The following is a 25,753-nucleotide window of genomic DNA, read 5'->3' as shown; positions in this document are numbered from 1 at the left end:
AGCTGGGGGCCGATATGGGCAAAAAAGTCATAGGCATAGTCGGCAGCTACCGTGAGAATGGAACCATTGATGCCGCCGTATCTGCCGCACTGGAGGGGGCTCAAAAAGCGGGTGCTCAAACGGAGAAGATATTCCTGCCCAACAAAAAAATCGCCTTCTGCCGTAACTGCCGGATATGTACGCAGGACGAAAACGTCTGGCCCAGAGGCAGTTGCCCGATCGATGACGACATGAATGACATTTTAAGCAAGATCGATGCCGCTGATGGACTCATTCTGGGTTCTCCAGTCAATTTCGGGACGACCACTGCTATAATGAAGAGCTTCATCGAGCGTTTGGTAGCATATGCGTTCTGGCCCTGGGGGAAAGCGGCCCCGTCAAATCGCATTGATAAACCCACCAAAAAAGCTGTCGTCATTTCCTCAAGCGCAGCACCGAGCATTCTGACCCGGCTCTTCATGCGTAATGCCTCCACAACCATGCGAATGGCTGCCAAAGTTGTAGGTGCAAAGGTAACGCGGACCATTTATTTCGGCATGGTAGCAAGAACGGAAGACTGGCGTTTAGATGATAAACGGATCGCCCAATGTCGCCGAGCCGGCTCTATACTTGTCAGGTAGCACCACTCACTCTTTACCCCCTTACAGACACTTACCTCCCCCCAGCCCGGCAATCTTTAACGGTTACGCAAGTTATAATGATTCCGCGTAACAACTTTACACGCTTTTTGTGAAGATCTGCGTACGTAGATTTGGATAGCCTTCTTTCATTTCTTATTGTTTAAGCGTGACAACAGCCGCTGCCGCCGGGGAATCGGCAGACGGATATTTGTGAAAATGATGTTTTCCAGAATGGGAGAAAACTTTATGCGTAACTGGCGTGGCAAAATGCTTATGACTCTTGTGGTCTACTTCGCAGGTTTTGCCACAGCCATTTACACACTCGCCCCTGCATCCGATGAAGTAAACTCGCCGAGGACCACCGCAGGGCGCGAGTTAACCGAGCAGCCGCAAAGCAAAGGTGATAAAGTCATGGCCAGACTGGGGGAGGACATCCAGAAATATGCACATCTGGCCCAGGAAAAGGCCGTCATCGTCAAAACCCTTATCGAAAGCAAGCTCGAAAAAGACAGCAACTGAACGCTGCCTGCAGCCGAGCAAATCTATTCGATCCCATCTCCACCGACACCGCCTCCATCTCCGCTTAGATCCACCAGCCACACACGTTCACTCTCAGCAGCCAGTCTATCAATAATATATCTCGCTAGATTGATCCATTTCGAGCAGCGGTCAAGCACATCACTGTCACTGGTTGCAACCGGAACATCAGATTCGATCATCTCATTGTCCGGGTTATACAGAAGCTCTATTTCCCACCGCCAGCCATTCTGCTCAGCCAGCTCCCGCATCATTGTCTTGAGTTTGCCGGAATTAGACACCGGGCTGTCGAGCAGGATTCTGCAACCCGCAACCCGCAGGCCTTGAACTGCATCAGCTATTATATGCAACGCATGCACCGTTTCCTCTACGCGCCGATACGAACCATGAACCGAGGCAATATCACGGTAGCAACTATCCCTGCCAATGAATATCGGCCCGCCGCTCAACGCAGCCTCGATACCGATCAGCACATTGTAGCCGTCAATCACAAGTTCACGCCCTGTCAGCTCCTGCAACGCCATCTCCGTTCTCCGTCTGCGCTGAAGCTGTTCGTCGGAACATGATGCCCTTCTCACCGCCAGCCTCTGCCTTTTTGTCAGCGAAAAATGATCCCCCACCAGCTTCAATGAACTGTCAAAAGCGTATCCAAGCGAAAGCAGCATCGAAAAATGCTGCACCGCCGTCCGCAAATCGGGCAAAGTCGCATCAGCGAACAGCTTGCTGTCACGAGGATTAGGCCCTCGATGTTTTCTTTTGTCAGGCATGTGGTCATTATAAATCCAAACCGCATCTTAGGCAACGGTCGCTGTTTATTGTAAAAAAGGACAACTGTGGTAAAATAATTGACAGGCCTGAGGATTCTCTCTAATATCTCGGTTTTTAGCTTCGAGACAATAATGGGAAGTCACAAACTAGCTTACATAGAAACTGATGACCTGACCGTAATGGGATATTCCGTTGCCGGCGAAGAAACGGTCGTTGCTGTTCCACAGCTTGACGTGTGCTTTGACATCGGCAAGGCCCCGGATCAGGTCATTTCAATAGATAATCTGCTGCTGACTCACGGCCACATGGACCACGCAGCAGGCATCGCGTACTATCTGTCCCACCGTAAATTTTGCGGCCAAAAGCCCGGCACCGTGCTAACTCCGAAAAACACCGTCAAACCTATCAGCACCATAGTCAAAGCCTGGGGCAAGCTTGACGGCAACGAGATCCCCGTCTATCTGGTGGGCGTTGAAGACGGGGATGAGTGTGAGATCAAGCCGAACATTTTCGCCCGCGCCTTCGCCACAAAGCACAGCCGGGGAGCTGTCGGCTACTCAGTGATTGAAAGGCGCAAAAAGCTCAAAGAAGAATACCTGGGGCTGAGCGGACCAGAGATCGTGGACCTGAAGAAACAAGGAGTGACCATCGATTACACGGTAGAGATACCGCTGGTGAGCTACCTGGGTGACACAGAATACATGGATTTCGCCCAGCTCGAACATGTCCGCAAGAGCAAAATACTGATCGCCGAATGTACATTTCTGCTGGAAGAGCACCGAGAAAGAGCCCATGCGGGCAGACACATGCACATAGATCAGTTCGCCGATCTCGTCGAGCGTATGGATAATCAGACAATAATAGTGACGCACCTCACCCAGAGAATGGGCATTGGAGAAGCAAAGAAGATCCTTCGCAAACGCATGTCAGCCGAGTCCTACAAAAAGACGCGGCTGCTGATGGACAGAAAATTCATGCAGTCTTAATTGAGCTGCCCGGCATAAAAAAGGCGCAACACCTTTGCAAGATGCTGCACCTTGATTGCACGGTCTATTCTCAGCAGGGACTGCCCTTAAGCTTCCACGCTTTCCTGCTGTTTTTTGAGATCTTCGAGCGAACAGGGTTCTTCCACTTTTCGATAGCCCAGAGCCTTTATGACGTCCAGCACTTCGGTCCAGGTAGGAAAAGGCCTTTGATTCGCCCTCTTATATTTGTCTATAGCCATGAGGAACTGGAATTGCTCGTCCGTCATTTCTCCCTCTTCGGCTGCCTTGCGGTCAAGTGACCTGCGGATTCCCGGCCCCCTGCGTCTGTCAAGACCAAGCCGCCGATCGACAACGCTTTTTCGTCTTTCGACGAACTTCTCGCCTGATTTTTCTCTCTTTTCTGCCATGATAAACTTATCCTTATGCAAATTGATCACTGAGAGTGGAAGCTGCAACGGTCTAATCGAAATCAGTATCCGCTTCGAGATCCGTAAAGGCATCATCGCCGAAGCTGATATCGAAAAGCGTATCCATTGAGCGTTCCGACTCGATCATATAGTGCGCTTCTTCCAGATTTTCTTCAGAAACCAGAACGGCATAACTGCCGAACTCGGTTCCGTCCTGTTTCTTAATCGCAGCCGAGATACCGTTTGCTGCCAAAAGCTCCTCATACTGCCTGGCAAGCTCACGATCCTCTGCAAATGCTACAGTGACATAGTCAACTGCCACATAACCTCTGGACCTGGTATTTTTACGTTTACTGCTCATATCCATTTCTCCTCTACGGCTATGACTTCACAGGTCTGAACATACCTGTGAATACTGCAAATATCTGCATCCAATTGCTTATTTCATCGGACACATCGACCTGCGGTTTAACACGAAAACAAATGAAAATGGCCCAAAGAATGCCCTCTGCGGGCTCTATTTGAGCCGGAAAACTCTCGGATTTGCTCTAAATGGCCTTATAAGTACAGTTTTTTGCATCCTTAGCCGATTTTTTTATTGCAAAGTGGTCTTATAATTGAAAAATATCGACTGTAAGGGGTTATTTGCGGCAATTGCCCCTGATTATAGGAACTTAGATTAGTGTAACGTTAACATGGAGGTCAAAAAAATGGCAAAGAAGAAAGCAAAGAAAAAGAAGACAACTAAGAAAGCAGCAAAGAAGAAGACAACCAAGAAAAAGGCAACCAAAAAGAAGAAGACGACTAAGAAGAAAGCAACAAAGAAGAAGGGCACAAAGAAAAAGGCTAAAAAGGCCGCTCAGAAGGAAATGCTTGTTGTAACAAGCAAGGTCAAGGCCTACATCAAGTCCAAGGGACTGATGACTTCAAGCGATGCTGTTGAAGCGATCAACGACAAGATCTATGCTATGATCGATGACGCTGCAGCTCGCACAGAGTCAAATCGCCGCAGTACAGTTAAGCCGCAGGATCTGTAAGCGCCAACAGATCACGGTAGCCGCAAAGAAGAATCTGAAGACGGGCCGCCTCGAGGGGTGGCCCGTTTTCATTTTAACCCAATAATTAACATTACTTCAAGACTCCTGATAACTCCTTAAGTAGCAGGCCGTGACAATCGTTACAAGCCGCACAAATGCTTCATTTTTCTGGATTTTTTGATGGACGAACTAATCCTGAGGGGCTTATACTACGTGTGCTATTTTATAGATTCCGAAAGGAAAGAGAGGTACGGATACCTTGACGTCTGATCTAAACGAATTGGTGGGTTTCTCAGTTTTAACATCACTGAATGCAGTTGGGGGATCAATATGAGGGTTTTCATGCTAGGCTGGGAGTTTCCGCCCTTCATAAGCGGGGGCTTAGGGACTGCATGCTACGGCCTTACCAAGGCAATGAGCCAGCAGGGAACCGAAGTGCTGTTTGCGCTTCCCAAAGCGGTAGATACTTCCAGCAGCACGCACGTTAAGATGCTCTCCCCTCGCGGAAATGTAAAGAAACGCACCTATTACGTGCCCGGCGAACCGCTGGAAGATATACTCACAAATGTGGAGTTCCGCAAGATCGAGTCCCTGCTCGAACCCTATTCCACGCCGGAGGAATACCACGAAAGATACGAACAGATCATAAGGAACAAACGTTCGACCAGCAGACTTGTCGAAGAATGGTATGAGGACACTACCGAAGCTGCCCAAGGCCAGAAAGCCAACTACGGCGAGGACATGTACACTGAGGTACACCGCTATGCATATTCCGCCGCCAGACTCGCTGCCGGCGAGGACTTCGATCTCATCCACGCTCATGACTGGATGACATACCCAGCCGGAATCGCCGCAGCAGCTCAGACCGGCAAACCCCTTGTGATCCACGTCCATTCTACCGAATTCGACCGCAGCGGCGAACACGTGAATCAACTGGTCTATGATATCGAACGTGCTGGGATGCATGCCGCCGACCGGATAATCGCGGTTAGCCACCTCACACGAAACATAATCATTTCCCGGTACGGCGTCGAAGGCGAAAAAGTGGAAGTGGTTTACAACGGCGTCGAACGCAACGGCCAGCCCAAACTGCCCAGCAGAGTAGGCATCCGAAGGAATGAGAAGATTGTCCTGTTCCTGGGCAGGATCACCATGCAGAAAGGGCCCGAGTATTTCCTGCACTCAGCAAAGAAGGTGCTCTCAGTCATGCCGGACGTGAAGTTCGTGATGGCTGGCTCGGGCGATATGATGGAAAAGACCATCGAAATGGCTGCAGAACTCGGCATCGGCAATAAGGTACTCTTCACCGGCTTTTTACGTGGCCCGGACGTTCAGAGAGTCTACGAAATGGCGGACCTGTATGTTATGCCGTCCGTTTCCGAGCCCTTCGGGATAGCCCCTCTCGAAGCCCTTAATTACGATGTGCCGGTCCTGATCAGCAAACAAAGCGGCGTATCCGAAGTTCTGACACACGCGCTGAAGGTCGATTTCTGGGACACTGACGAAATGGCCAACAAAATACTGGCGGTTCTAAAATACCGCCCCCTGCAGATGACCTTGAAGGAACATGGCAATTTCGAAGTTAGAAAGCTAAAGTGGGAAGACGCAGCAGCAGGCTGCAATAGAGTATATCAACAAGTTGTTACCGGGGCGAAAGCCCTAAATTAATGGGAGGGATAAATCCGAATGGCTTCAGTTTGTTTTTATTTCCAGGTTCACCAGCCTTTCAGGCTCAGGCATTATACGATCTTCGAGCAGAACGATTCGTATTTTGACGAATACAAAAATGCCGCCATATGCAGAAAGGTTGCCAACAAATGCTATCTGCCCGCCAACCGTCTGCTTCTCAAACTGATCAGAAAACATCAGGGTCGATTCAAGGTGGCATTCAGCATCACAGGCGTCGCCCTGGAACAGTTCGAGAAATACTGCCCTGAGGTCATGAGCACGTTCGACGCCCTGGCAAGGACCGGCTGTGTCGAATTTCTCGCCGAAACGTACTACCACAGCCTGAGCTTCCTTTATTCCCGAAACGAGTTCGCAGAGCAGGTCAAAAAACACAGCGACACCATCGAATCGCTTTTCGGCCAGCGACCGCGAATATTCCGCAATACCGAGCTCATCTACAACGACGAGCTGGCCAAAGAGATCGAATCCATGGGCTGCTTCGATGCCGTTCTCACGGAAGGCGCGGACCATATTCTCGGAGACCGAACGCCTGACTTTGTTTACAAACCTGCCGGTTGCGAAAATCTTAAGCTGCTGTTGAAAAACTACAGTCTCAGTGACGACATCGCGTTCAGGTTTTCCAACAAGCAATGGCCCGAATACCCGCTCTATGCGGGCAAATTCGCCAACTGGGTTAACGCTGTCAACGGCAACGGAAACATCATCAATCTGTTCATGGATTACGAAACCTTCGGCGAACACCAGTGGGCCGACACAGGCATCTTCGATTTCATGGCCCATCTTCCCGAGCAGATCATGCAGCACCCCGACAACGACTTCAAGACACCCAGCGAGGTTGTAGATTCCTACCACGACATGGGTGAAGTCTCTGTTCCGCATGTAATAAGCTGGGCCGACGAAGCAAGGGACCTCTCCGCATGGCTGGGTAATGCTATGCAGTCCAATGCTTTGCACGAAGCGTACAGACTGGAAAACCTCGTCAAGCTAACCGGTGATAAAGAATTGCTCGAAGACTGGCGTAAGCTCCAGACTTCCGACCATTTCTACTATATGTGCACAAAGTACTTCAACGATGGGGACGTACACAAATACTTCAGCCCCTATGATTCACCATATGATTCTTACATAAATTTCATGAACGTGCTGCACAGTCTAAAGGCCCGATGCGAGACGGGCGATGACGCGGATAAAAAAACCGCAATAGCTGGTTAAAACCTGGTGAGCGGGGGCAAAGTGACACTGGAATTCAACGGAAGGCCGCACTATGCTTACCTTAAAGCACGCTGTTGCAGGAAAGTCACAAGAAACACCAATATGGGGTGAAAGCATTTCCGAACTGCTCGAAAGAGAGTGGCTGCTGACCAATTCCCGGGGCGGCTTCTCCTCCGGCACCCTCGCGGGATGCAACACCAGACGCTACCACGCCCTGCTTACAGGCACTTTGACGCCGCCTGCAAACAGGATAGTTTCCCTGTCAAACTGCCTCGAAACCATACGCTTCGACGGCCGTGAGCATATCCTGAGCACTTTCGAGTTCGACGGCGCCATCACCCCCCGAGGCCACAACAACCTCACTCATATCGAACGCGATACAGGCATTCACTTCGTCTTCGACCTGGATGGCAAAACCGTCAAACGCTCAATATATCTCAACCCCGACATGGACCAGGTTGCGATCGTTTACGACCTTTCGCAATTGGAACAGCCGGCCGAATTCGAGCTCAGACCCCTGATCGCTTTGCGTGATTTCCACGCTGTTCTGCGAGAAGGCGCTCAGTTCCAGACCCACTGGGCCAACTCGCACCTTGTCATCCGTGACGCTTCCGGCATGACCGGTAATCTCGTCTTAAGTTGCGAGAATATGCAGTTCGATGAGTCCCAGCAGTGGTGGTACAACTTCCTTTACCGCAAGGACCGAGAACGAGGGCAGGAATACCTTGAGGACCTCTGGTCACCCGGAGTATATTCATGCACCCAGGAAAAGCCTGGCAAAATAGTGTTCTGGGCCAGCCTGTCAAAGGACCCAATAGTAGCCGATAATTTCGTCCAGCCGGAGCTTGAGGGAGTGCTCGATGCTCTAAGCATTAAACAACACGACATCCTTAGCGACGAAGCTGAAAGGGATCAGACGCTTGCCGAGCTCCATCTTGCTGCCGATCAATTCGTGGTCGAAAGACTGGTAAACGACAAACCCTCCATAACTCTGCTGGCGGGATATCCCTGGTTTCTTGACTGGGGCCGTGACGCTTTCATCGCCCTGCCCGGCCTACTGCTTAGCACCGAACGCTTGGATGATGCCAAAAACGTACTGGAGACTTTCGCCCACGCTGTCAGCGAAGGTATGGTTCCAAACAGATTCGATGACTACGGAGGCGAGCCTCACTATAACAGCATCGATGCGTCGCTCTGGTTTGTCAACGCCTGCTTCGAATACTTGCGGGCAACGAACGACAGAGATTTCTTCGCAAGTGTGCTTCTCGACGCAGTTCTCGAAATCGTTGAGGGCTACCGCAACGGCACAAGGTTCGGCATCCATTCCGACGAGGACGCCCTTCTCTGCGGAGGCGATGAAAAGACACAACTGACATGGATGGACGCCAAATGCGGCGGCATAGCCTTCACACCAAGGTACGGCAAAGCTGTCGAGGTGAACGCCCTCTGGTACAACGCCCTTTGCTCACTGGCGGAATTCTTCAGGGACAGCAATCAGGAAAGAGGCGAGTTTTTCGGTAATCTCGCTGAGACAGCAGGCGAAAACTTTGAGAGCGTTTTCTGGAACGAGTCTCTCAACTGTCTTAACGACTGCATACTGCCGGACGGCAAGACCGACGCGTCCTTGAGGCCGAATCAGATTTACGCGGTTTCGCTGTTCTTCTCACCGCTGGACACAGAAAAACAGAAAGCAGTCGTCAACGCAGTGGAGCGAGAGCTCTGGACGCCTTACGGTTTGCGGACATTGGCACCTGAGGACAGCCGATACAAGGGCACGTACGAAGGCGATCAAATGCAGCGGGACTGTGCATATCATCAGGGCACTGTATGGCCCCATTTGATCGGACCTTTCCTGGAGGCATATCTCAAAGTAAACGATTTCAGCAAAGAAAGCGTGGAGACCGCCGGAAAATACCTGCAGCCCCTTATGGATCATTTCAACGGTTCAGGCTGTATCGGGAGCATTTCCGAAATATTTGACGGTGATGAGCCCCATGCGCCCCGCGGATGCTTCGCTCAGGGCTGGGCCGTTGCAGAGGTCCTAAGGCTCTACAAGATCATACGCAGGCACAGTTAGGAACCGGTGAAACTCCAACTAATGAACTCCGAAAGTGTGAAGATCAGAGCATTCGCAGCCCTGGTTCCCTATCCGGTTATAATATGTGGGTGCTACTACTTCGATAACTCATGGGCCACTGTTCTCATCTACCATCTCTGGCTGCTGACCTGTTTATTGCTGTTTCGAAGAGACATTTTCGGCAAGGTCCTGAAGGGCTGGAACTGCAAAGTCTTTCTAGCCTTAGCTGCTGTTGGCCTGGCGTCAGGTCTGGCAATCGTGGTAGTCTGGCCCTTAGCCAGAAGCGAAGACGTTGAATTGGCTTCCCTGCTGAACAGACTAAGCATCGGCGGTCACTGGCGGTTTGTATTCGTCGTATATTCTATCGCAGTTAATCCCCTGCTCGAAGAGACCTTCTGGCGTGGATTCATTGACGGCCCAAGCAAATGGCCGAACTGGGCTGATGCCGCTTTCGCAGGCTATCATGTACCCGTCGCTATGATGGCGATAGATTTTCTATGGTGCGTTCCGTTGTTTTTCACACTCATGTTCGCCGCCTACCTGTACAGGCAGACATACCTGCATCTTGGCGGTCTTGCCCTGCCCTACCTGTCGCACCTGATCGCGGACATCTCGATCAGCACAGCGATCTCATGGATCGCCTATGGCGCCGCTTGACGCTACTTGAAGGCCTTTTCGAGCAGACCGTCACCGGACAGCTTGAGCCGGTCGAAATACTCAGGCGTTTCCTTGCCCATGATCTTATCAACGTAAAGCTTGGCTAGATACTGCCCCAGCATGAATCCCTGACCCCGCAAACCGATGAACAGCCCCGCATCCGGATCGACTATCATTCTCGGCTCTACATAGTAACCCGCCCAGACAGCCTGGAAACCAACGCTCGAAAGCGAAGGCAGCCAGTCTACGAATACCTCGGACACGATCTCCAGAAAATCACGCGAATTGATCTTCAGATCCTTGTCCGTCTCGGCAGGATCAACCGCAGGACTCGCACAGCCGATTATCTGCCCCGTCTCTGCAAGCTGCTGCCCGTAAACAGCCGTGAATCCCTTATATTTGCGCCTGTCAATAACCATAGGCAACGGCTCACCATCGAATCCCATCATGGGCAGTCTTCTCGTTATAAACGCCTGATGCTTCACAGGATATATCCCTGTATGGTGTCCCAGACGCCTTGCAAATGTATCCCCTTCCGGCCCCAACGCATTAACGAAATGATCCGCCTTGAAAGTGATATACTGTCTGTTGTGATCCCTGACCAGAATCTCGTAGATATCACCCGACTTCTGCACATCGATCAGTTCGCAATCCTCGAATACCTGTCCGCCGGCACTTATTCCCATGGTGCGAAGCAGATCGACAACCCTGCCAGGCGTCGCCTGCCAGCAGTCCTCCGTCACCAGTGCAGCAAGGTATGTATCGAGATCGCCATTGAAAGCGGGCGAAATGACCTTGTTGAAATCTTCAGGCTCGATCATCTTAGCATTGGACCAGTTGCGTGATGCATCCAGCGCGTCGTAAGTCGCCTGATCGTGCGCAAATGTCACGTATTTTATCTGGCGGTAATCAATATTTTTGACTTTTTGAAGCTGCTTGAATATCTCGTGGTTCTTTTGAGCGATGTCCGACAGCTCAGGAACCGAGAACGCCGGCCGGCCACCTGCAATGTTCCGCCAGCTTGCTCCCCTGCCGAAATTGATCATCACAGGATTCTGACCCGCTTCGGCAAAATACCTGAACAGGGCGCTGCCGCCTATTCCCCCACCCGCAATGAATGCTTTGGTCCTTATGACCTTATAACTTCGGCCGTTGAGATTTGTAATAACTTTCGCATGCGCATCGTGCGGGTACAGCTCACCCATGCTCAACTGATTTGACAGCGGCGCCCGCGGCGTAGGTCTTCCCACTATCGAAATGCCCATCGGAGACAGCGTCTGCCTCAATCGACCGATACATCGCTTGCCCCGGCACGCTCCCATACCGAGCCGCGTTGTATGCTTGATCTCATCGATGGAAATAAACTTCCGATCGCCGATGACCTCCAGTATCTCTTCCAGCTTCACGTCATCACAGTGGCAGATATACTTCTCCGAATCCACCGTCCGCTCATGCTGACCGAATTCGAGGGGCTTTGGAAATCTCTCCTTCAATACAAAACCCCGCGCCTGCATAAGTGCTTCACCGGTAAGATCCAGTGACCTGACCCGTGCGACATTAGTTTTGTTATCCTTTAGAAGGACCTTTTCGATAATGCCCTCACCCAGCTTCTGACCGCTGTTGTCTACGATATAAACTTCAGCTTTTTCGTCAACCTCGTACTCGATCGGCAGATACAAAAGCCCCTTCTGCAGATTATACCCGAATATCGCCAGACCGGGACACTGATGCACACACTGCATGCACCCAACGCACTTATCATAATCGATCCGAGGCACCGAACTGGTCGATGTCTTTGTAATAGCCCCATACGGACAGGCGAACGCACAGGGATTGCACGCAAAACCATATATGCAGTCTATCAGCACGAAAGGCTTTTGCATTCTATCATGCGTGGGCTTGAAAGGCATTTCGAACACCTTCACCGGATGCTGCTGCGAATCGATGTATTCCTTTGAAACCTGCAGATAGGCGTCATAATCATATCGGGCATGCATCTGCTCCAGTATCTCGTAAGCGACCTGCTGTCCGCGAAGAACGGCACTGGTCCCCTCTCCGATCCGTATCGCGTCCCCCGCCCCCAGACACTGCCTGCCGAATACGTCATGACCCTTGCGAAGCAACTGATCGTCAGGCACCAGACCCGTACAGATGTTTATCGCGTCAATGCCGTAGATTCGTTTTTCCGTACCCGGCACAGGCTGGAAGTTCTCACACTCAGCAACGACCGCCCCTATTATACCGTCATGCTTCTCGTTCGGTATCGCCTCCACAAGCACATGCGAGAGAATAAAAGGAATGCCCAGCCGCCGGACACGATTGGCCTGCACGGGAAACCCGCCCTCCTGGTTGCGTGCTTCCAGAATAGCTTTGACATTCGCACCGGCCTGCATGAGCTGATATGAAGTAAGATAGCCAATATTCCCCGCACCGACAGTGAGTACATTTTTCCCCAGCAGAGTAAACTCGGTGTTCATCATCTTCTGCACAACCGCTGCGGTATAAACGCCCGGCAGATCATCATTTTCAAAAGGCGGCATGAACGGTACCGCACCGGTTGCGACCACGAGATAATCGGCATCAATATAGAAAACCCTGTCAGCCGTCAAATCCTTCACCGCCAGCCGTTTGCCTTCCAGCAGGTCCCACACCGTGGAGTTGAGAAATATACCTTCATGATTCTCACCAGCGAGTGTGCTGGCAATGTCAAAACCTCTCATCCCGCCGAACTTCTTCTCCTTCTCGAAGAAAAAGAACTGGTGTGTCTGCATCAAAAACTGTCCGCCAATGCAGTCATTGTTGTCGATAACGATGTTATCTATATTATGCTTGTTAAGCTCCTCCCGCGTTGCCAGTCCCGCCGGCCCGGCACCAATTATAGCAACAGTGGTACGGTAAATACGGGTCTGCTCGTCCTTGCTGACCGGCATGGTCGGCGGCTCATAGCCCCGCGGTATCTCCCTAACCTCCTCAACGCCGTCAACCTTGGTAATGCAGATTCGCCTGATCTGCCCATCGACCAGCATTTCACACGCACCGCACTTCCCGATCCCGCACTCCAGCGAACGATTACGATTCTTCAGACTGTGACTGTGCACTGGATAACCGGCCTGGTGCAGCGCAGCAGCGATCGTAAATCCTTTTCTGCCAACAACTTTATCGCCGTTATAGTCGAACGCCGTAGTTCTGGCTGGCTCAATGTCCAGAATGGGGTGCTGTGTGATTCTGCGCATGATTCACATCCTCGGTAAAAAGAATTCGCAAAGAGCAGATAATATAAAAAACGCCCGCGAATTCCAAGAAAATTCCGCAGGTGAGCACGAACGAATTTAACAACTCAGAAGCCGGCCGAGTCCGCCCTTGCACCGCCCATACACTAACCATTGAGCCGCGATTTTACATCTGCAATAAACTGCCCCACACCCGCACACGCATCCTCAACCGAGTCCGCGTTGTCTTCGATGATCTGGACTATTCGGCTGCCTACTATTACACCATCGGCCCCCGCATCGGCGACCCGCCTGGCCTGCTCGGGACTGCTGATCCCAAAACCGACACATACCGGCACCTCGGACACTCCCTTGATCCTCTCCACCAGCGATGCGACGGTATCGGAAAGCTTCGTCCTCGCCCCCGTTACACCCATCGTGGAAACCGTATAGACAAATCCGGTTGTCTTCGAAGCAATACTCGCCATCCGGTGATCGGGCGTATTAGGCGTAACCATAAAGACAGTCTCCAGACCCGCCTTCTGCGCAGGCCCGGCGATCTCTTCAGAATCGTCGATCGAAACGTCCGCAACAAGCACTGAAGTCCCGCCTGCCGCCTTGAAATCAGCCATAAACCGCTCGACGCCGTACTGATAGATCAAGTTATAATAGACCAGCAGCCCCACCGGCACAGGCTTATGGCTCGTAACCTCCTTAATGAACGCCAGCGCCTTCTCAACCGTCATACCCGACTTGCGTGCCCGTATATTGGCCTTCTGTATCGTCGGCCCGTCAGCGATCGGATCCGAGAACGGAATACCCAGCTCCAAAATATCCGCACCGGCATCCAATGCCGACTTTACGATCTTCAGACTGCTGTCATAATTAGGATCACCGATCACAAAAAACGGAATAAGTGCCGCTGAATCGAGCTTTTCAAATATTTGCTTATATGTGGTCATCACCTTTACTCCAGCTATGCAAGTGGTCTGTAAGTTTCTACAATGCCGACGTCCTTATCACCCCTACCGGACAGATTCAGCACAACGTTTGTCTCCGCGGCAAGTTTGCCCTTAAGCGCGATCAAATGCGCGATCGCGTGCGAGCTCTCCAGCGCGGGCAAAATCCCCTCCGTACGAGTAAACGTCTCAAACGCATCGAGCACCTGCTCATCCGTAACCGTAACGTACTCCGCCCTGCCGCTGTCCTTGAGATGACAGTGCTCCGGCCCCACCGCGGGATAATCCAGCCCCGCAGAAACGCATTCCGTCTCATGCACCTGCCCCTCATCGTCCTGCAGCAGATAGCTCTTCGAGCCGTGGAACACACCAACCCGCCCTGCCGCCAGGCTCGCCGCATGCTGATCGGTCGCAAGCCCCTTACCCGCAGGCTCAACACCGACGATACGCACGGACTCATCCGCCACGAACGCGGAAAACAGCCCAATGCTGTTCGACCCGCCGCCCACACACGCAGTGACCATATCAGGCAGCTTACCTAGCTTCTCCATGCACTGCGCCCTCGCCTCGGTACCGATCGGCGACTGAAAATGCTTCACCACAGTCGGGAACGGATGCGGCCCGCACACCGAACCGAATACATAAAACGTATCTTCCACATTCGCCGTCCAGTACCGCAGCGCTTCATTGATCGCGTCCTTCAGTGTACCCGTCCCGCCAGCCACCGGAATAACCTCCGCACCGCAAAGCCTCATCTTATGCACATTCACGCTCTGCCTCTCAACGTCGATCTTCCCCATGAATATCTTCGTTTCCATCCCCAGCAGCGCCCCTGTCATCGCTGTCGCAAGCCCATGCTGCCCCGCTCCGGTCTCAGCAATGATCTTCTTCTTGCCCATATACTTGGCGAGCAAACATTGGCCAAGCGTGTTATTCACCTTATGCGCCCCGCCATGCAGCAGATCCTCCCGCTTGACGTAAACGTTGTAGCCGACATACTCGCTGAAACGCTCCGCGAAATACAACGGCGTCGGTCGCCCTGCATAATCAGCATATAGATTGCTCAGCTCCGCCACAAAATCCTTATCATCCTTGTACTGATAAAACGCCTGTTCGATATCCTCGAGAGGCGGGATCAACAGCTCCGGCACATAATAGCCCCCGAACTCACCAAACTTGCCTTTATGTTTCATAACATCACCTTAAATTTGCCAGGCCGCCTAATTAACCAGATGCCTGATGTTGTCAAAGAAACGCTTCATTTCGTTAAGATCCTTCTTACCGGGTGACGACTCGATCCCGCTGCACACATCGATGCCGTAAACCCCAACGGAAACCGCATCCTCAGCATTATCCGGATCCAGCCCGCCGGCCAGGAACACCCGCCTGTTAAGATCATCGATCAGTCGCCAATCAAATGTCTCACCCGTGCCGCCGTAATAGTTCGGATGATACGCATCGAACAAAACAGCATCGGTATAATAATCCTTGGCACGCTTTATATCCTCTTGAGACTTGACCCGAATAGCCTTTATCGTACGGCAGTTCATATACCTAAGCGAATCGCAGAAGTCGGGGTCCTCATCACCATGCAATTGCACCCAGTTCAAAAATCCAAGCTCCACTATCTCCCGAAGCTCTTCCATGCTCGGATTGACAAACACACCCGCAGTATCAACAAAAGTCGGTATCTTGTTTATTATATCAAGCGCATCCGCAGCATCCAAATAACGCGGACTCTCCCGGTAAAAATTGAACCCGAGAAGGTCCGCCCCCATGTCGATCGCCGCCATTGCATCTTCTACATTCGTTATCCCACAAACCTTGATCTTTACAAGAGCCATCGAAGAATCCTTCTTCCTTAACTATCCATTCGAAATTTCAACCAGTTTGTCCAGCGAACCTTGAGCCTTGCCGGACTGTATCGACTCACGAGCCATCGCAAGCCCCTCATCAAAATTATCCGCCTTAAGCCCCACCATTATAGCCGCAGCAGCATTTATAAGCACAATGTCTTTCTTGGGACCGTCCAGTTTACCGGTTATCACGCCTTTTACTATCTCGGCGTTCACCTGTGCATCCTTACCTTTAAGATCATCAAACCGCGCCAGCTCGATCCCATGATCCCGAGGATCAAACACATCAACCTTAACGTCATCCTCACACACAGTCGCGATCTTAGTCGGCCACAATGTACTTATCTCGTCAAGGCCTTCGCTGTGCACCACCATCGCCTTTTTAATTCCCAGCATCTGCAGCGACTTCGCGATCCGCATCATCATGTCATCACTCGGCACACCCATGACCTGCCCCGTCGCATTCGCAGGATTCGCCAACGGGCCGAGTATATTGAACGCCGTCCTGAAATCCAGACTCTTACGCACCGGCTGAACATGCTTCATCGCCGGATGAAACCTCGGCGCGAACATAAAACCGACACCTGCCTTCGTAATACATTCCGCGATAACATCAGGCGAAGCCTCGACATTCACACCCAGCGCCTCCAGCACGTCCGCAGAACCGCACGAACTTGTTATTCCACGATTACCGTGCTTTGCGACCGGCACACCCGCACCCGCAGCCACCAGCGCCGCCGCCGTCGAGATGTTGAAAGTCTTGAGCTTCGCACCGCCGGTCCCGCATGTATCCACCACATTTTCCAGGCCCGTCTCTACCTTCACACAGTGACTTCTCAGCGATGAAGCCAGCCCAGCCAATTCCTCGACAGTTGCCCTCTTGACCCGCATCGCCGCCAGAAAAGCCGCTATCTGCACATCGGCCACTTCACCGTCAAAGATCGTGTCGAGCAGTTCCTTTGACTGCTCAAATGTAAGGTTTTCACCCTCGAGGATCAACTCCAGATATTCTGTTATTTTAGCCATTCTTCCCGTTCTCCCAATTCAGTTTGCAGAAGCCAGTTCACTTCCCTCAGCGGCAATTTTCATTACATTTTCAATTATCTTTCCACCGGTCGGCGTGAGAATGCTTTCCGGGTGAAACTGCACAGCATGTATCGGCAGTTCCCTGTGTTGGATCCCCATCGGAATACCGTCAAATTCAGCAGTAACCTTCAGGCAGTCAGGAACGTCTATCGCCGACAAACTGTGATATCTTCCCGCATGCAGCGGATTCTCGATCCCCTCAAATACACCTTCGCCCGCATGAGTGATCCGCGAAGACTTGCCGTGCATCACACAAGGAGCGTGCCCGATCTTCCCGCCGAAATGCTGTACGATCGACTGCAGTCCCAGGCAAACACCGAATATGGGCACACTGTCCTTGAAATGCTCGATCGCTTCGAGAGTAACCCCCGCGGTATCCGGATTGCCCGGACCCGGCGAAATAACCAGCAAGTCCGGCCCAAACTCATCCGCAACCCGCTTCAGGACTTCCATAGGCGTATCCGCCCGATAGATCAGCAGCTCACAATCCCTCTTGCCGAACTCATCGACAAGGTTGTACGTGAACGAGTCGAAATTATCTATAAACAGCACTTTACATTTTTTGTCACTCATTTTGTCACCTCCTGCACGGCCCTGCCGGACTCAACCGCCCTCAGGCATGATCTGGACTTGTGCTCTGTTTCCGCAAATTCATTCTTGGGCACCGAGTCGTGCACTATGCCCGCTCCCGCCCGCACATAAGCCTTGCCGTCCTTTATCTGCATGCTTCTGATCGTAATACAACTGTCGAACTGACCATCCACAGTCAGATACATCACGGCCCCGCCGTAATAACCTCGCTTGTTCTTTTCGAGCTCGCGAATTATTTTCATCGCTTCTATCTTGGGTGCCCCGGTCAACGTTCCCATGTTCATCGTCGCAAGGTAAGCACTCAGCGCATCCAGATCCTCCCTCAGCACACCCCTCACATTGCTCACAAGATGCATAACAGACTGATATTTCTCTGTGACAAGCATTTCATTGACCAGCCTCGTACCCGGCTGAGCCACCCTCGCAATATCATTGCGTGCAAGATCCACAAGCATCATATGCTCTGCCAGTTCCTTCTCATCCAGCTTCAACTCGGCTTCGTACCGTGCATCGGTTTCCGCATCGATCCGCCCATTCGCCATCCCCCTCGGTCGTGTACCTGCAATGGGCCTGATCTCAACATTAAATGGCTTCGATCCGCTCACCCGCAGATTCAGCTCCGGACTCGCCCCGAGCAGCACTGTATTGCCCGTATTGAGATAGAACATATAAGGCGAAGGATTCTGCTTCCGCAACCTGCGGTAAACATCCAACGGCAGATCGTGACAGGTCTGACTGATGGTCTTGCTCAGCACCACCTGGAAAATGTCACCGTCAATAATGTGCTCGCGAGCCTTTGCGACCATGTCGGTGTATTCACCCTCACTGGTATCGCTTGCTCTTTCGGCCTCGGCATCGCCTCCGGACTTGCCGACGTTAATCTCACGTTCGGCAGCTTCCGTATAATAACTGAAACATTTCTGTGCATCCTCGATCACGCCGTGCGGATCGTCGTCGGTAATCAGGGCGTTAACTATCACATACCCCTCACCCGTCGCATGATCCATCAAAAACATATGGTCGGCAAAATAAAGCTCGTAATCGGGATTCTCAAGCTCGTCTGATTCGTTGGCCGGCAGCGTCTCGAACTGATCAACGAAATCATAACTCAACGCCCCGATCAGTCCGCAGGTAACTCTGAAAGGCTTGTAAGCCAGCTTGAACGCAAACGCCACCGCCCTTAAAACGTCCATCTGATTGGTCGTTTTAAGCCTCGATTCCTCATCGATGACCTCTGGCATTTCAGGGACAGTACCCGTTATCAGCTCATCTGTAAACTCCACGGACTCACAAAAATCAAAGCGTGACTCATCACATGCCAGAAACTGCACCATCCGCCGACCCGTCTTGTTCAGCGCCTCGATTCGAAACTCATTGCCCTTGCCCGTAAGATACAAAGCCGGATCAGCCGTCCCGAAAGTCAGCTCGTTTGAGCCGTCAGAGGCCAGATAATCACGTGACTCGAGCAGACAGCTATGCTTTTTCTGCCCGTAGTCGCTCAATTTGGCGAAAAACTCCAGCGGACAGGTCATATCCAGCTTCCTGACCAGCGGCACTATATCGCCCGGCTTGCCCTGGTAGATTGAATGTCTGAAATCGTTCATTTTTTGTCCCTCAGCATCGTCGTTATTAGTTGAGCAGCAAGCCGACAGAGCAAAAAAAAATCGCAACTCTGTCGGAAAAGGACAGGCTGCGATTGAAAATCGTCCGGTTCTTTGAATGTATATAGCAGAACCCGCTACCTGTCACGTTTCATGACAGGCCACCACCAGCAGCTAGCAAAATTTGCGTAAACGTTCTGCATCATGCAAATCATAATACAAAACCCCTATTCGCTAAGTCAAGACAATTTCATGGTCAACAGCAAAAAAGTTATCTGGGAACGGAAGTACCGTTTAGTATAACTGCTGTTTGCCAAGCCCTTCAACCGCATAATTTCACAGTCCGCCGAGAATGGACCCCTTCAAAGTTCGTCGGAGGCGAGGCTGTTAAATTTGCCCCGGCTCAAGTTAACGCTCCTCGTTATTCCGTGATGAGCCAAAAAAGTTGCCGCATCACCCTATTTAGAACAAAAAACGTTGACAAATCCCCGCCCAGCACAATAATAGAGTTTCTAATGAATGATTTGTCTGAACATCGCGATAATGCCCTGCAGAACAAGGGTCGCACATGTCCGTGCTGCGGCGCCAAACTCCACCCCGCATTCTATTTCTGCATTGTTTGCGCCACCCCCTACAAGCCGGTCGAAGCCATCACCGGCAAATTCAGCAATTTCGAGGCCGTCACCGACCCCGACCTGATAAAGACCAGGGCACCGAATGTCTGGCCCGTCTTCTGGTCCTATACAGTGGTCCTCTTCATCCTGCTTATCCTGGGTATCTTGATGGATGCCGGCGATTCAGCGTTCGCATACATGCTGGTGCTCGGATCGATCCTGATGTCCGGCGTAACCATCTTTTTTTCCTGCAGATTCTGGCCCTCTCTTGTAGTGCAGTTCAAACGGCTGGGTCTTTTCACACCCGCTATGGCACTGTCAGTTACAGCTCTTTTCGGACTGCTCACGATAAACTACATCTATCATTACATCCTCCTCCAGACCTTCACCGAGTTCAAACACATCCCAACGCATTTCGAAGAGGCAGGCCTCGGTGCCCTCTCGCTGCTGTTTTTCATCTGCATCATCCCCGCGATCGTCGAAGAAATAGCATTCCGAGGCCTGATACAGCACTGGCTGGTAAGAGCGATCACCCCGCTAAAGGCGATGCTCTTAGCCTCCGCCCTCTTCACCGCCCTGCACCTGACCGTACTAAGCGCGCCATACCTGTTCGCAGTGGGTATGCTCCTGGCCTGGGTCAAATACAAGACAGGCAGTCTTTACCCTCCGATGATCTTGCACTTCGTACATAATGCAGTTGCGGTTTTCATATTCCCCTTAATCGCAAATTTCTAAACTTATTCTAAAAAACAATTGGAGTCGGTATGTTCTGGATATTCGCACTCATTCTCGGAGTTCTGACAGCACTGCTAGCTAAACAGAAAGGCAGAAGTGTCGTTGGCTGGTTCTTAATAGGTTTCTTTTTAGGACTTCTGGGACTGATATTGATTCTCGTGGTCTCCGATAAAAAGTCACAGGAGCAGCGCGAGGAACAACTGAAGATCGAACACCGACGCCTCCAGGAACAATTACGCCAGGAACGCATGAAGAACGAACAGTTCCGCAAATACACCCAGGGCAGACTCGACACACACGACGACGCCCTGGGCCTCGATACCAAAACAGCGATACGCCCCAACGAAAACCTTCAGCACCTGATCGAGGGCGAACAGCAAGCACCCGTCATACCGCCCGACCCCAGCGACCGCAGACCGGTAGAATCTTCCGCCGCCGACAACGGCAACGAGCTCGGCTGGTACTATGAAGCCGACGGAGTACAGGTCGGCCCAGTAACTCTCGGCCAACTCAGACAGTATTTCACCGAAGGCGTCATCAAGGATTCGACATACGTATGGCACCGTTCCCTCGTAGAATGGGCGCGAGCCGATAGGGTCAGCCAGCTTGCATGGGGAGATAGCAGATGAACCGCAATAAAAAGATCGAAGGCACATACATACTGGACGGCATGCTCGAAGGATACATCACCGACGCGAATGACGAAGAATGTCTCCGCAGGTTCCTCCGGCAGGCCAAAGAATGCAAGCTCCATTTCCACCTGTCAACCGAGGGCGAAAGATTCACTCTCCTGCCCGACAAAAAAACCAACCGCCTTCCCCAATCAGTCGAGTCGGTCAGCTCACTTCTCAAGCACCCGCTCGAAAACCTGCTTGCCTGCTTCGCCGCCGACGACGCAGTAAAATTCATCTCCACATTGCGAAGCATCGAATATTCTCCCGACACCGAAAAACAGGCCCTTTATTGCATAGGCCCGGACGGCGGCCTGATGATCGAACAGCGATCCGTACCCGCCGACACCGTCCCCCCTGCCGCCGAAATGCCCCTCGAAGACAAACTCAAGATCGGCGCAGCAGCCTTCGCAATACTGGCGATTGTGGTGGGCATCTCCGCCTTTTTCGTCCCCTATGGCAAGATCGCTTCGGATATCTACGAGGGCCTAAAACCATATAAGATCGAGGACGTATCCGTACAAGCCGAAAACTTCCACGAGTATTTCACCGTCGAAGACATCGACCGGGACCGCCAGAACAACCAGCTCATACTCCTCTGCCGCAAAACCCCCGAATTCCCTGCCTCCGCTGACAAGCTCAACGAGCAATGGCTGCAAAGCCGGGACAACCTTTACGCCGCAATGGCGGTCGAGGCCCTTGCTCGCAAAAGCCTCTCCTGCGAGTATTTCGACAAAGAAGGTGAACTCATCGGGCGATCCATCTGCCGAATGCGGGATATCGACGACCAGCCCCAATTATTCGCCGTCGCCCTGCCCTTCAATAGATCCATAAAGAAAATCGAGATCAGATACTGACCGTCCGACATACGCAATATTAAATAATTTCAGTCGGCATTAAGACAAACCACTAATACCAACCAGTCCCCACCTCGCCTATTTATCTCCAACCCTCCGCCAGGCCCGCAAAACGAACATTTATAGTTGCAAACAAGGCCGAAATAGGTTCTATTGGAAATTTGACTGAACCTGTTGCTTAATTTCATGATAACGGAAAGGGTTTTTCATGGCAGTAATCGAACTGGACAAGAATCTTGATCACAAGATCGCAGATATATCACTCGCCCAATGGGGCCGGACCGAAATGGAACTGGCTGAAAACGAAATGCCGGGCCTCATGGCCACACGCGCCAAGTACGGCAAACAAAAACCCCTCAAAGGCCTCAAGGTCATGGGCAGCCTGCACATGACCATACAGACCGCCATGCTGATCGAGACACTCGTCGAACTCGGCGCCGACGTCCGCTGGGCCTCCTGCAACATCTTCTCCACGCAGGACCACGCCGCCGCAGCCATCGTCGAAAAAGGCTCCGCCGCCGTATTCGCATGGAAAGGCGAAACCCTCGAAGAATACTGGTGGTGCACCGAACAGGCCCTCACCTGGCCTGACGGCTCCGGACCGGACCTCATCGTAGACGACGGCGGCGACGCAACGCTTTTCGTCGTCCAGGGTATGCGAGCCGAAAAGGACCCGAGCCTGCTCGAACAGAAATACGACAACCCCGAACTGCAGATCGTCATGGACCGCATAAAGGCCGGCCGTCAGACCGACCCGCAGAAATGGACTAATATCGCTGCAAACATCAAGGGCGTATCCGAAGAAACCACAACCGGCGTCCACCGCCTCTATCAGATGCAGAACACCGGCGACCTGCCCTTCCCCGCCGTCAACGTCAACGACTCGGTTACCAAATCCAAGTTCGACAACCTCTACGGCTGCCGCGAATCCCTCGCCGACGGCATCAAACGAGCCACCGACGTCATGGTCTCCGGCAAGATCGTCGTCGTCGCAGGCTACGGCGACGTAGGCAAGGGTTGCGCCCAGTCCATGCGGGGCCTCGGCGCACGAGTACTCATAACCGAGATCGATCCCATCTGCGTCCTCCAGGCCACCATGGAAGGCTACGAAGTCACCACCATGGACAAAGCCGCAAGCATCGGCGACATCTTCGTCACCGCAACAGGCTGCTGCGACGTCATCACCGGTGAGCACATGGAGCAGATGAAAAACGAAGCCATCGTCTGCAACATCGGCCACTTCGACAGCGAAATTCAAACCATCTACCTGCACGAAAACCCCGGCTGCCATCAACAGACCATCAAACCGCAGGTCGACAAATGGACGCTCAATTCCGGCCGATCCATCATCCTGCTCGCAGAAGGCAGACTCGTAAATCTCGGCTGTGCCACCGGCCACCCAAGCTTCGTAATGAGCAACAGCTTCACAAACCAGTGCCTCGCCCAGATCATGCTCGCAGAAGAGGACCTCGAAAACAAGGTCTACACCCTGCCCAAAAAGCTCGACGAAGAAGTCGCCCGACTGCACCTCGAAAGACTCGGCGCAAAGGTAACAAAGCTCACACCAAAGCAAGCCGAATACCTGGGAATATCCGCTGAAGGACCGTTCAAACCGGAGCACTACAGGTACTAACAGCAAACGTGATGAAAACTGAACGCGGATGGAGCCGGTGCTCTGTCCGCGTATTTTTTTTGGAGCACGAAATGACAGCCAGATACGAACACTTCCAGCACCAGGCCGACATAGGCGTACGAGGCATCGGCCCCACCATCGAAGAAGCATTCGAGCAAGGCGCGATCGGCCTCACGCAGGTCATATGCGACTATGAAACCGTAGAACCAGCCACAGCCGAAGACATCCACTGCCAGGCCCCCGACATAGAGCTTCTCTTCGCCGACTGGCTCAATCAACTCATCCTCCAGATGGCCGTCAACGGCATGCTCTATCGAAAATTCGAGGTCCACATCGACGGCAGTGAACTCCACGCAAAAGCCTGGGGCGAAAAGGCCGACCCCGAAAAACACGACATCGCCGTGGAAGTAAAAGCCGCCACCTATTCAGAATTAAAAGTTTACCGGAACGCCCAGGGCGACTGGGCCGCCCAGTGCGTAGTAGATGTGTAGGACTAAGCAAGAGAGGCAAACATGGACACGAACAGACTCACGCGAATAAGCAAAAACGAATGGCGTATCGAACCCCACGGCAAAATGAACGTGCCCGGCATCATATACGCCACCGCCGAACTCATCGAAGCAATGGACGACAAGGTCTTCGACCAGGTCCGTAACGTCGCCCAACTGCCCGGCATTGTCCAGGCCTCCTACGCAATGCCCGACGCCCACTGGGGCTACGGCTTCTGCATAGGCGGTGTCGCCGCCTTCGACCCCGACAAAGGCGGAGTCGTATCAGCCGGCGGAGTCGGTTTCGACATCGCCTGCGGCGTCCGAACCCTGCACACAAACCTCACCGCCGAAGACATCGCATCCGTTCGCAAAGAGCTCGCCGAGGCCCTCTTCCGACACATCCCCGCAGGCGTAGGCAGCACCGGCAAAGTCAAACTCAGCATGCACTCGATCGACGACGTACTCACCGGCGGCGCCAAATGGGCCGTCGAACACGGTTACGGCCTGACCGACGACCTGCGTTTCATCGAAGAGAACGGCTGCATGCCCGATGCCGATCAGTCGAAAGTCTCCGACCACGCAAAAAAACGCCAGCTCGAACAGGTCGGCACTCTCGGCTCCGGCAACCACTATCTCGAGGTCCAGGTCGTAGACAAAATATACGACCCAAAAACCGCCAAAGCGTTCGGCATACACGAAGGCGACGTAAAGATAAGCATCCACTGCGGCAGCCGCGGCCTCGGTCACCAGATCGGCACCGACTACCTCAAATCCATGGCCACCGCCGCAAACAGCATGGGCATCGACCTGCCCGAGCGTGAACTCGCTTGCGCCCGCCTCGACTCCCCCATCGGCCTCGACTACCTCGGCGCGATGGCCGCCGGCGTCAACTGCGCAATGGCAAATCGCCAGGTAATCACCCACCTGGTCCGCCAGGCCGTCGAAAAGGTCCTGCCCAAAGCCAACATCCGCCTGCTCTACGACGTCTCGCACAACACCTGCAAACGTGAAAAACATACCATACAGGACGGCAAAAAAAGCCTCTACGTCCACCGCAAAGGAGCGACCCGAGCTTTCGGACCCGGCGATCCCTCCCTTCCCCGCGAGTACAAAGACCTCGGCCAGCCCGTACTCATCGGCGGCACAATGGGCACCGCGTCTCACATTCTCGTGGGCACCGAAAAAAGCCGCGAACTGTCCTTCGGCTCGGCCTGTCACGGCGCGGGCAGAACCATGAGCCGACGTTCAGCCACCAAACGTTGGCAAGGCAAATCCGTCGTCAATCAACTGGCAGGCGAAGGCGTTCTCATCCGCAGCAAGTCCCTCCGAGGCGTCGCCGAAGAGGCCCCGGGCGCATACAAGGATGTCGACGCCGTCGTCGAATCTGCACAAAACGCCGGCCTCGCCAACAGGGTCGCCCGCCTCGTACCGGTCATCTGCGTCAAAGGATAAAAAAAAGG

Annotated in this window: 24 protein-coding genes; 14 read left to right on the top strand and 10 right to left on the bottom strand. The window is 52.6% G+C overall.

The annotated features are described in order from the left end of the window. Nucleotides 1–14: 14 nt before the first annotated feature. Both STSP2_RS08535 and STSP2_RS08530 read left to right on the top strand, forming a co-directional pair. Entirely contained in the window at nt 15–620 is a 606-nt protein-coding gene (locus STSP2_RS08535) for a flavodoxin family protein (protein WP_146661754.1), read from the top strand. Nucleotides 621–866: 246 nt separating this feature from the next. Further along, the gene (locus STSP2_RS08530; RefSeq protein ID WP_146661752.1) at nt 867–1,139 is read left to right on the top strand and encodes a hypothetical protein; all 273 of its coding nucleotides are present in this window, start codon (nt 867–869) and stop codon (nt 1,137–1,139) included. Nucleotides 1,140–1,162: 23 nt separating this feature from the next. Here STSP2_RS08530 and STSP2_RS08525 read toward each other — a convergent pair whose 3' ends face one another. After that, complete coding sequence (locus STSP2_RS08525; protein WP_146661750.1) at nt 1,163–1,924, bottom strand: DUF434 domain-containing protein; 762 nt, start codon at nt 1,922–1,924, stop codon at nt 1,163–1,165. A 132-nt stretch (nt 1,925–2,056) separates the two neighbouring features. Here STSP2_RS08525 and STSP2_RS08520 point away from each other — a divergent pair, with 132 nt between their 5' ends. Then, nucleotides 2,057–2,911 (top strand): MBL fold metallo-hydrolase, encoded by an 855-nt coding sequence (locus STSP2_RS08520; protein WP_146661749.1) that lies wholly within the window; start codon nt 2,057–2,059, stop codon nt 2,909–2,911. A gap of 86 nt (nt 2,912–2,997) precedes the next feature. On the opposite strand, the gene STSP2_RS08515 is transcribed toward STSP2_RS08520, so the two are convergent. Both STSP2_RS08515 and STSP2_RS08510 read right to left on the bottom strand, forming a co-directional pair. Beyond that, a complete protein-coding gene (locus STSP2_RS08515; protein WP_146661747.1) occupies nt 2,998–3,318 on the bottom strand; it encodes a hypothetical protein in 321 nt (106 codons plus the stop codon). A 52-nt stretch (nt 3,319–3,370) separates the two neighbouring features. Continuing rightward, nucleotides 3,371–3,679, bottom strand: a complete 309-nt coding sequence (locus STSP2_RS08510; protein WP_146661744.1) for a hypothetical protein — start codon at nt 3,677–3,679, stop codon at nt 3,371–3,373. 349 nt (nt 3,680–4,028) lie between these two features. Here STSP2_RS08510 and STSP2_RS08505 point away from each other — a divergent pair, with 349 nt between their 5' ends. The 5 genes from STSP2_RS08505 (at nt 4,029) to STSP2_RS08485 (ending at nt 9,990) form a co-directional block, all read left to right on the top strand. Further along, nucleotides 4,029–4,355: a hypothetical protein gene (locus STSP2_RS08505; protein WP_169852867.1), complete on the top strand. Its 327-nt coding sequence runs from the start codon at nt 4,029–4,031 to the stop codon at nt 4,353–4,355. 330 nt (nt 4,356–4,685) lie between these two features. Next, nucleotides 4,686–6,023: a glycosyltransferase family 4 protein gene (locus STSP2_RS08500; RefSeq protein ID WP_205848041.1), complete on the top strand. Its 1,338-nt coding sequence runs from the start codon at nt 4,686–4,688 to the stop codon at nt 6,021–6,023. Nucleotides 6,024–6,041: 18 nt separating this feature from the next. Continuing rightward, nucleotides 6,042–7,256 carry a glycoside hydrolase family 57 protein gene (locus tag STSP2_RS08495; protein WP_146661740.1) on the top strand — a complete coding sequence of 405 codons (1,215 nt, stop codon included), beginning with the start codon at nt 6,042–6,044 and terminating at the stop codon, nt 7,254–7,256. 52 nt (nt 7,257–7,308) lie between these two features. Continuing rightward, nucleotides 7,309–9,333: an amylo-alpha-1,6-glucosidase gene (locus STSP2_RS08490; RefSeq protein ID WP_146661738.1), complete on the top strand. Its 2,025-nt coding sequence runs from the start codon at nt 7,309–7,311 to the stop codon at nt 9,331–9,333. Between the two features lie 21 nt (nt 9,334–9,354). Then, nucleotides 9,355–9,990: a hypothetical protein gene (locus tag STSP2_RS08485; RefSeq protein ID WP_146661736.1), complete on the top strand. Its 636-nt coding sequence runs from the start codon at nt 9,355–9,357 to the stop codon at nt 9,988–9,990. A gap of 2 nt (nt 9,991–9,992) precedes the next feature. On the opposite strand, the gene STSP2_RS08480 is transcribed toward STSP2_RS08485, so the two are convergent. From STSP2_RS08480 to STSP2_RS08450, 7 genes are all read right to left on the bottom strand, one after another. Further along, nucleotides 9,993–13,223 carry an FAD-dependent oxidoreductase gene (locus STSP2_RS08480; RefSeq protein ID WP_146661735.1) on the bottom strand — a complete coding sequence of 1,077 codons (3,231 nt, stop codon included), beginning with the start codon at nt 13,221–13,223 and terminating at the stop codon, nt 9,993–9,995. 143 nt (nt 13,224–13,366) lie between these two features. Beyond that, on the bottom strand, nt 13,367–14,161 hold the full coding sequence (gene trpA, locus STSP2_RS08475) for a tryptophan synthase subunit alpha (RefSeq protein WP_146661733.1): 795 nt from the start codon (nt 14,159–14,161) through the stop codon (nt 13,367–13,369). A 14-nt stretch (nt 14,162–14,175) separates the two neighbouring features. Beyond that, nucleotides 14,176–15,351, bottom strand: a complete 1,176-nt coding sequence (gene trpB, locus STSP2_RS08470; protein ID WP_146661731.1) for a tryptophan synthase subunit beta — start codon at nt 15,349–15,351, stop codon at nt 14,176–14,178. Nucleotides 15,352–15,378: 27 nt separating this feature from the next. After that, nucleotides 15,379–16,002, bottom strand: a complete 624-nt coding sequence (locus STSP2_RS08465) for a phosphoribosylanthranilate isomerase (RefSeq protein WP_146661729.1) — start codon at nt 16,000–16,002, stop codon at nt 15,379–15,381. Between the two features lie 21 nt (nt 16,003–16,023). Beyond that, nucleotides 16,024–17,040: an anthranilate phosphoribosyltransferase gene (gene trpD / locus STSP2_RS08460; RefSeq protein ID WP_146661727.1), complete on the bottom strand. Its 1,017-nt coding sequence runs from the start codon at nt 17,038–17,040 to the stop codon at nt 16,024–16,026. 18 nt (nt 17,041–17,058) lie between these two features. Next, entirely contained in the window at nt 17,059–17,673 is a 615-nt protein-coding gene (locus tag STSP2_RS08455) for an anthranilate synthase component II (protein WP_146661725.1), read from the bottom strand. Further along, nucleotides 17,670–19,295: an anthranilate synthase component 1 gene (locus STSP2_RS08450; RefSeq protein WP_146661724.1), complete on the bottom strand. Its 1,626-nt coding sequence runs from the start codon at nt 19,293–19,295 to the stop codon at nt 17,670–17,672. Before STSP2_RS08450 ends, STSP2_RS08455 begins: the two co-directional genes overlap by 4 nt. A gap of 512 nt (nt 19,296–19,807) precedes the next feature. Between STSP2_RS08450 and STSP2_RS08445 the strand changes: the two genes are divergently transcribed. From STSP2_RS08445 to STSP2_RS08420, 6 genes are all read left to right on the top strand, one after another. After that, complete coding sequence (locus tag STSP2_RS08445) at nt 19,808–20,641, top strand: CPBP family intramembrane glutamic endopeptidase (RefSeq protein WP_169853087.1); 834 nt, start codon at nt 19,808–19,810, stop codon at nt 20,639–20,641. A 29-nt stretch (nt 20,642–20,670) separates the two neighbouring features. Continuing rightward, a complete protein-coding gene (locus STSP2_RS08440; RefSeq protein ID WP_146661719.1) occupies nt 20,671–21,270 on the top strand; it encodes a DUF4339 domain-containing protein in 600 nt (199 codons plus the stop codon). Next, on the top strand, nt 21,267–22,169 hold the full coding sequence (locus tag STSP2_RS08435) for a hypothetical protein (protein WP_146661717.1): 903 nt from the start codon (nt 21,267–21,269) through the stop codon (nt 22,167–22,169). Before STSP2_RS08440 ends, STSP2_RS08435 begins: the two co-directional genes overlap by 4 nt. A 208-nt stretch (nt 22,170–22,377) precedes the next feature. Continuing rightward, nucleotides 22,378–23,802, top strand: a complete 1,425-nt coding sequence (gene ahcY, locus STSP2_RS08430; RefSeq protein ID WP_146661715.1) for an adenosylhomocysteinase — start codon at nt 22,378–22,380, stop codon at nt 23,800–23,802. A 71-nt stretch (nt 23,803–23,873) separates the two neighbouring features. Continuing rightward, nucleotides 23,874–24,293 carry an archease gene (locus STSP2_RS08425; RefSeq protein WP_146661713.1) on the top strand — a complete coding sequence of 140 codons (420 nt, stop codon included), beginning with the start codon at nt 23,874–23,876 and terminating at the stop codon, nt 24,291–24,293. A gap of 21 nt (nt 24,294–24,314) precedes the next feature. Beyond that, nucleotides 24,315–25,745 (top strand): RtcB family protein, encoded by a 1,431-nt coding sequence (locus tag STSP2_RS08420; protein ID WP_146661711.1) that lies wholly within the window; start codon nt 24,315–24,317, stop codon nt 25,743–25,745. Nucleotides 25,746–25,753 lie beyond the last annotated feature (8 nt).

The organism is Anaerohalosphaera lusitana, assembly GCF_002007645.1.
GTDB lineage: Bacteria > Planctomycetota > Phycisphaerae > Sedimentisphaerales > Anaerohalosphaeraceae > Anaerohalosphaera > Anaerohalosphaera lusitana.
The sequence above is the reverse complement of the archived record's forward strand: the minus strand, read 5'-3'. Positions and strand labels throughout refer to the sequence as shown.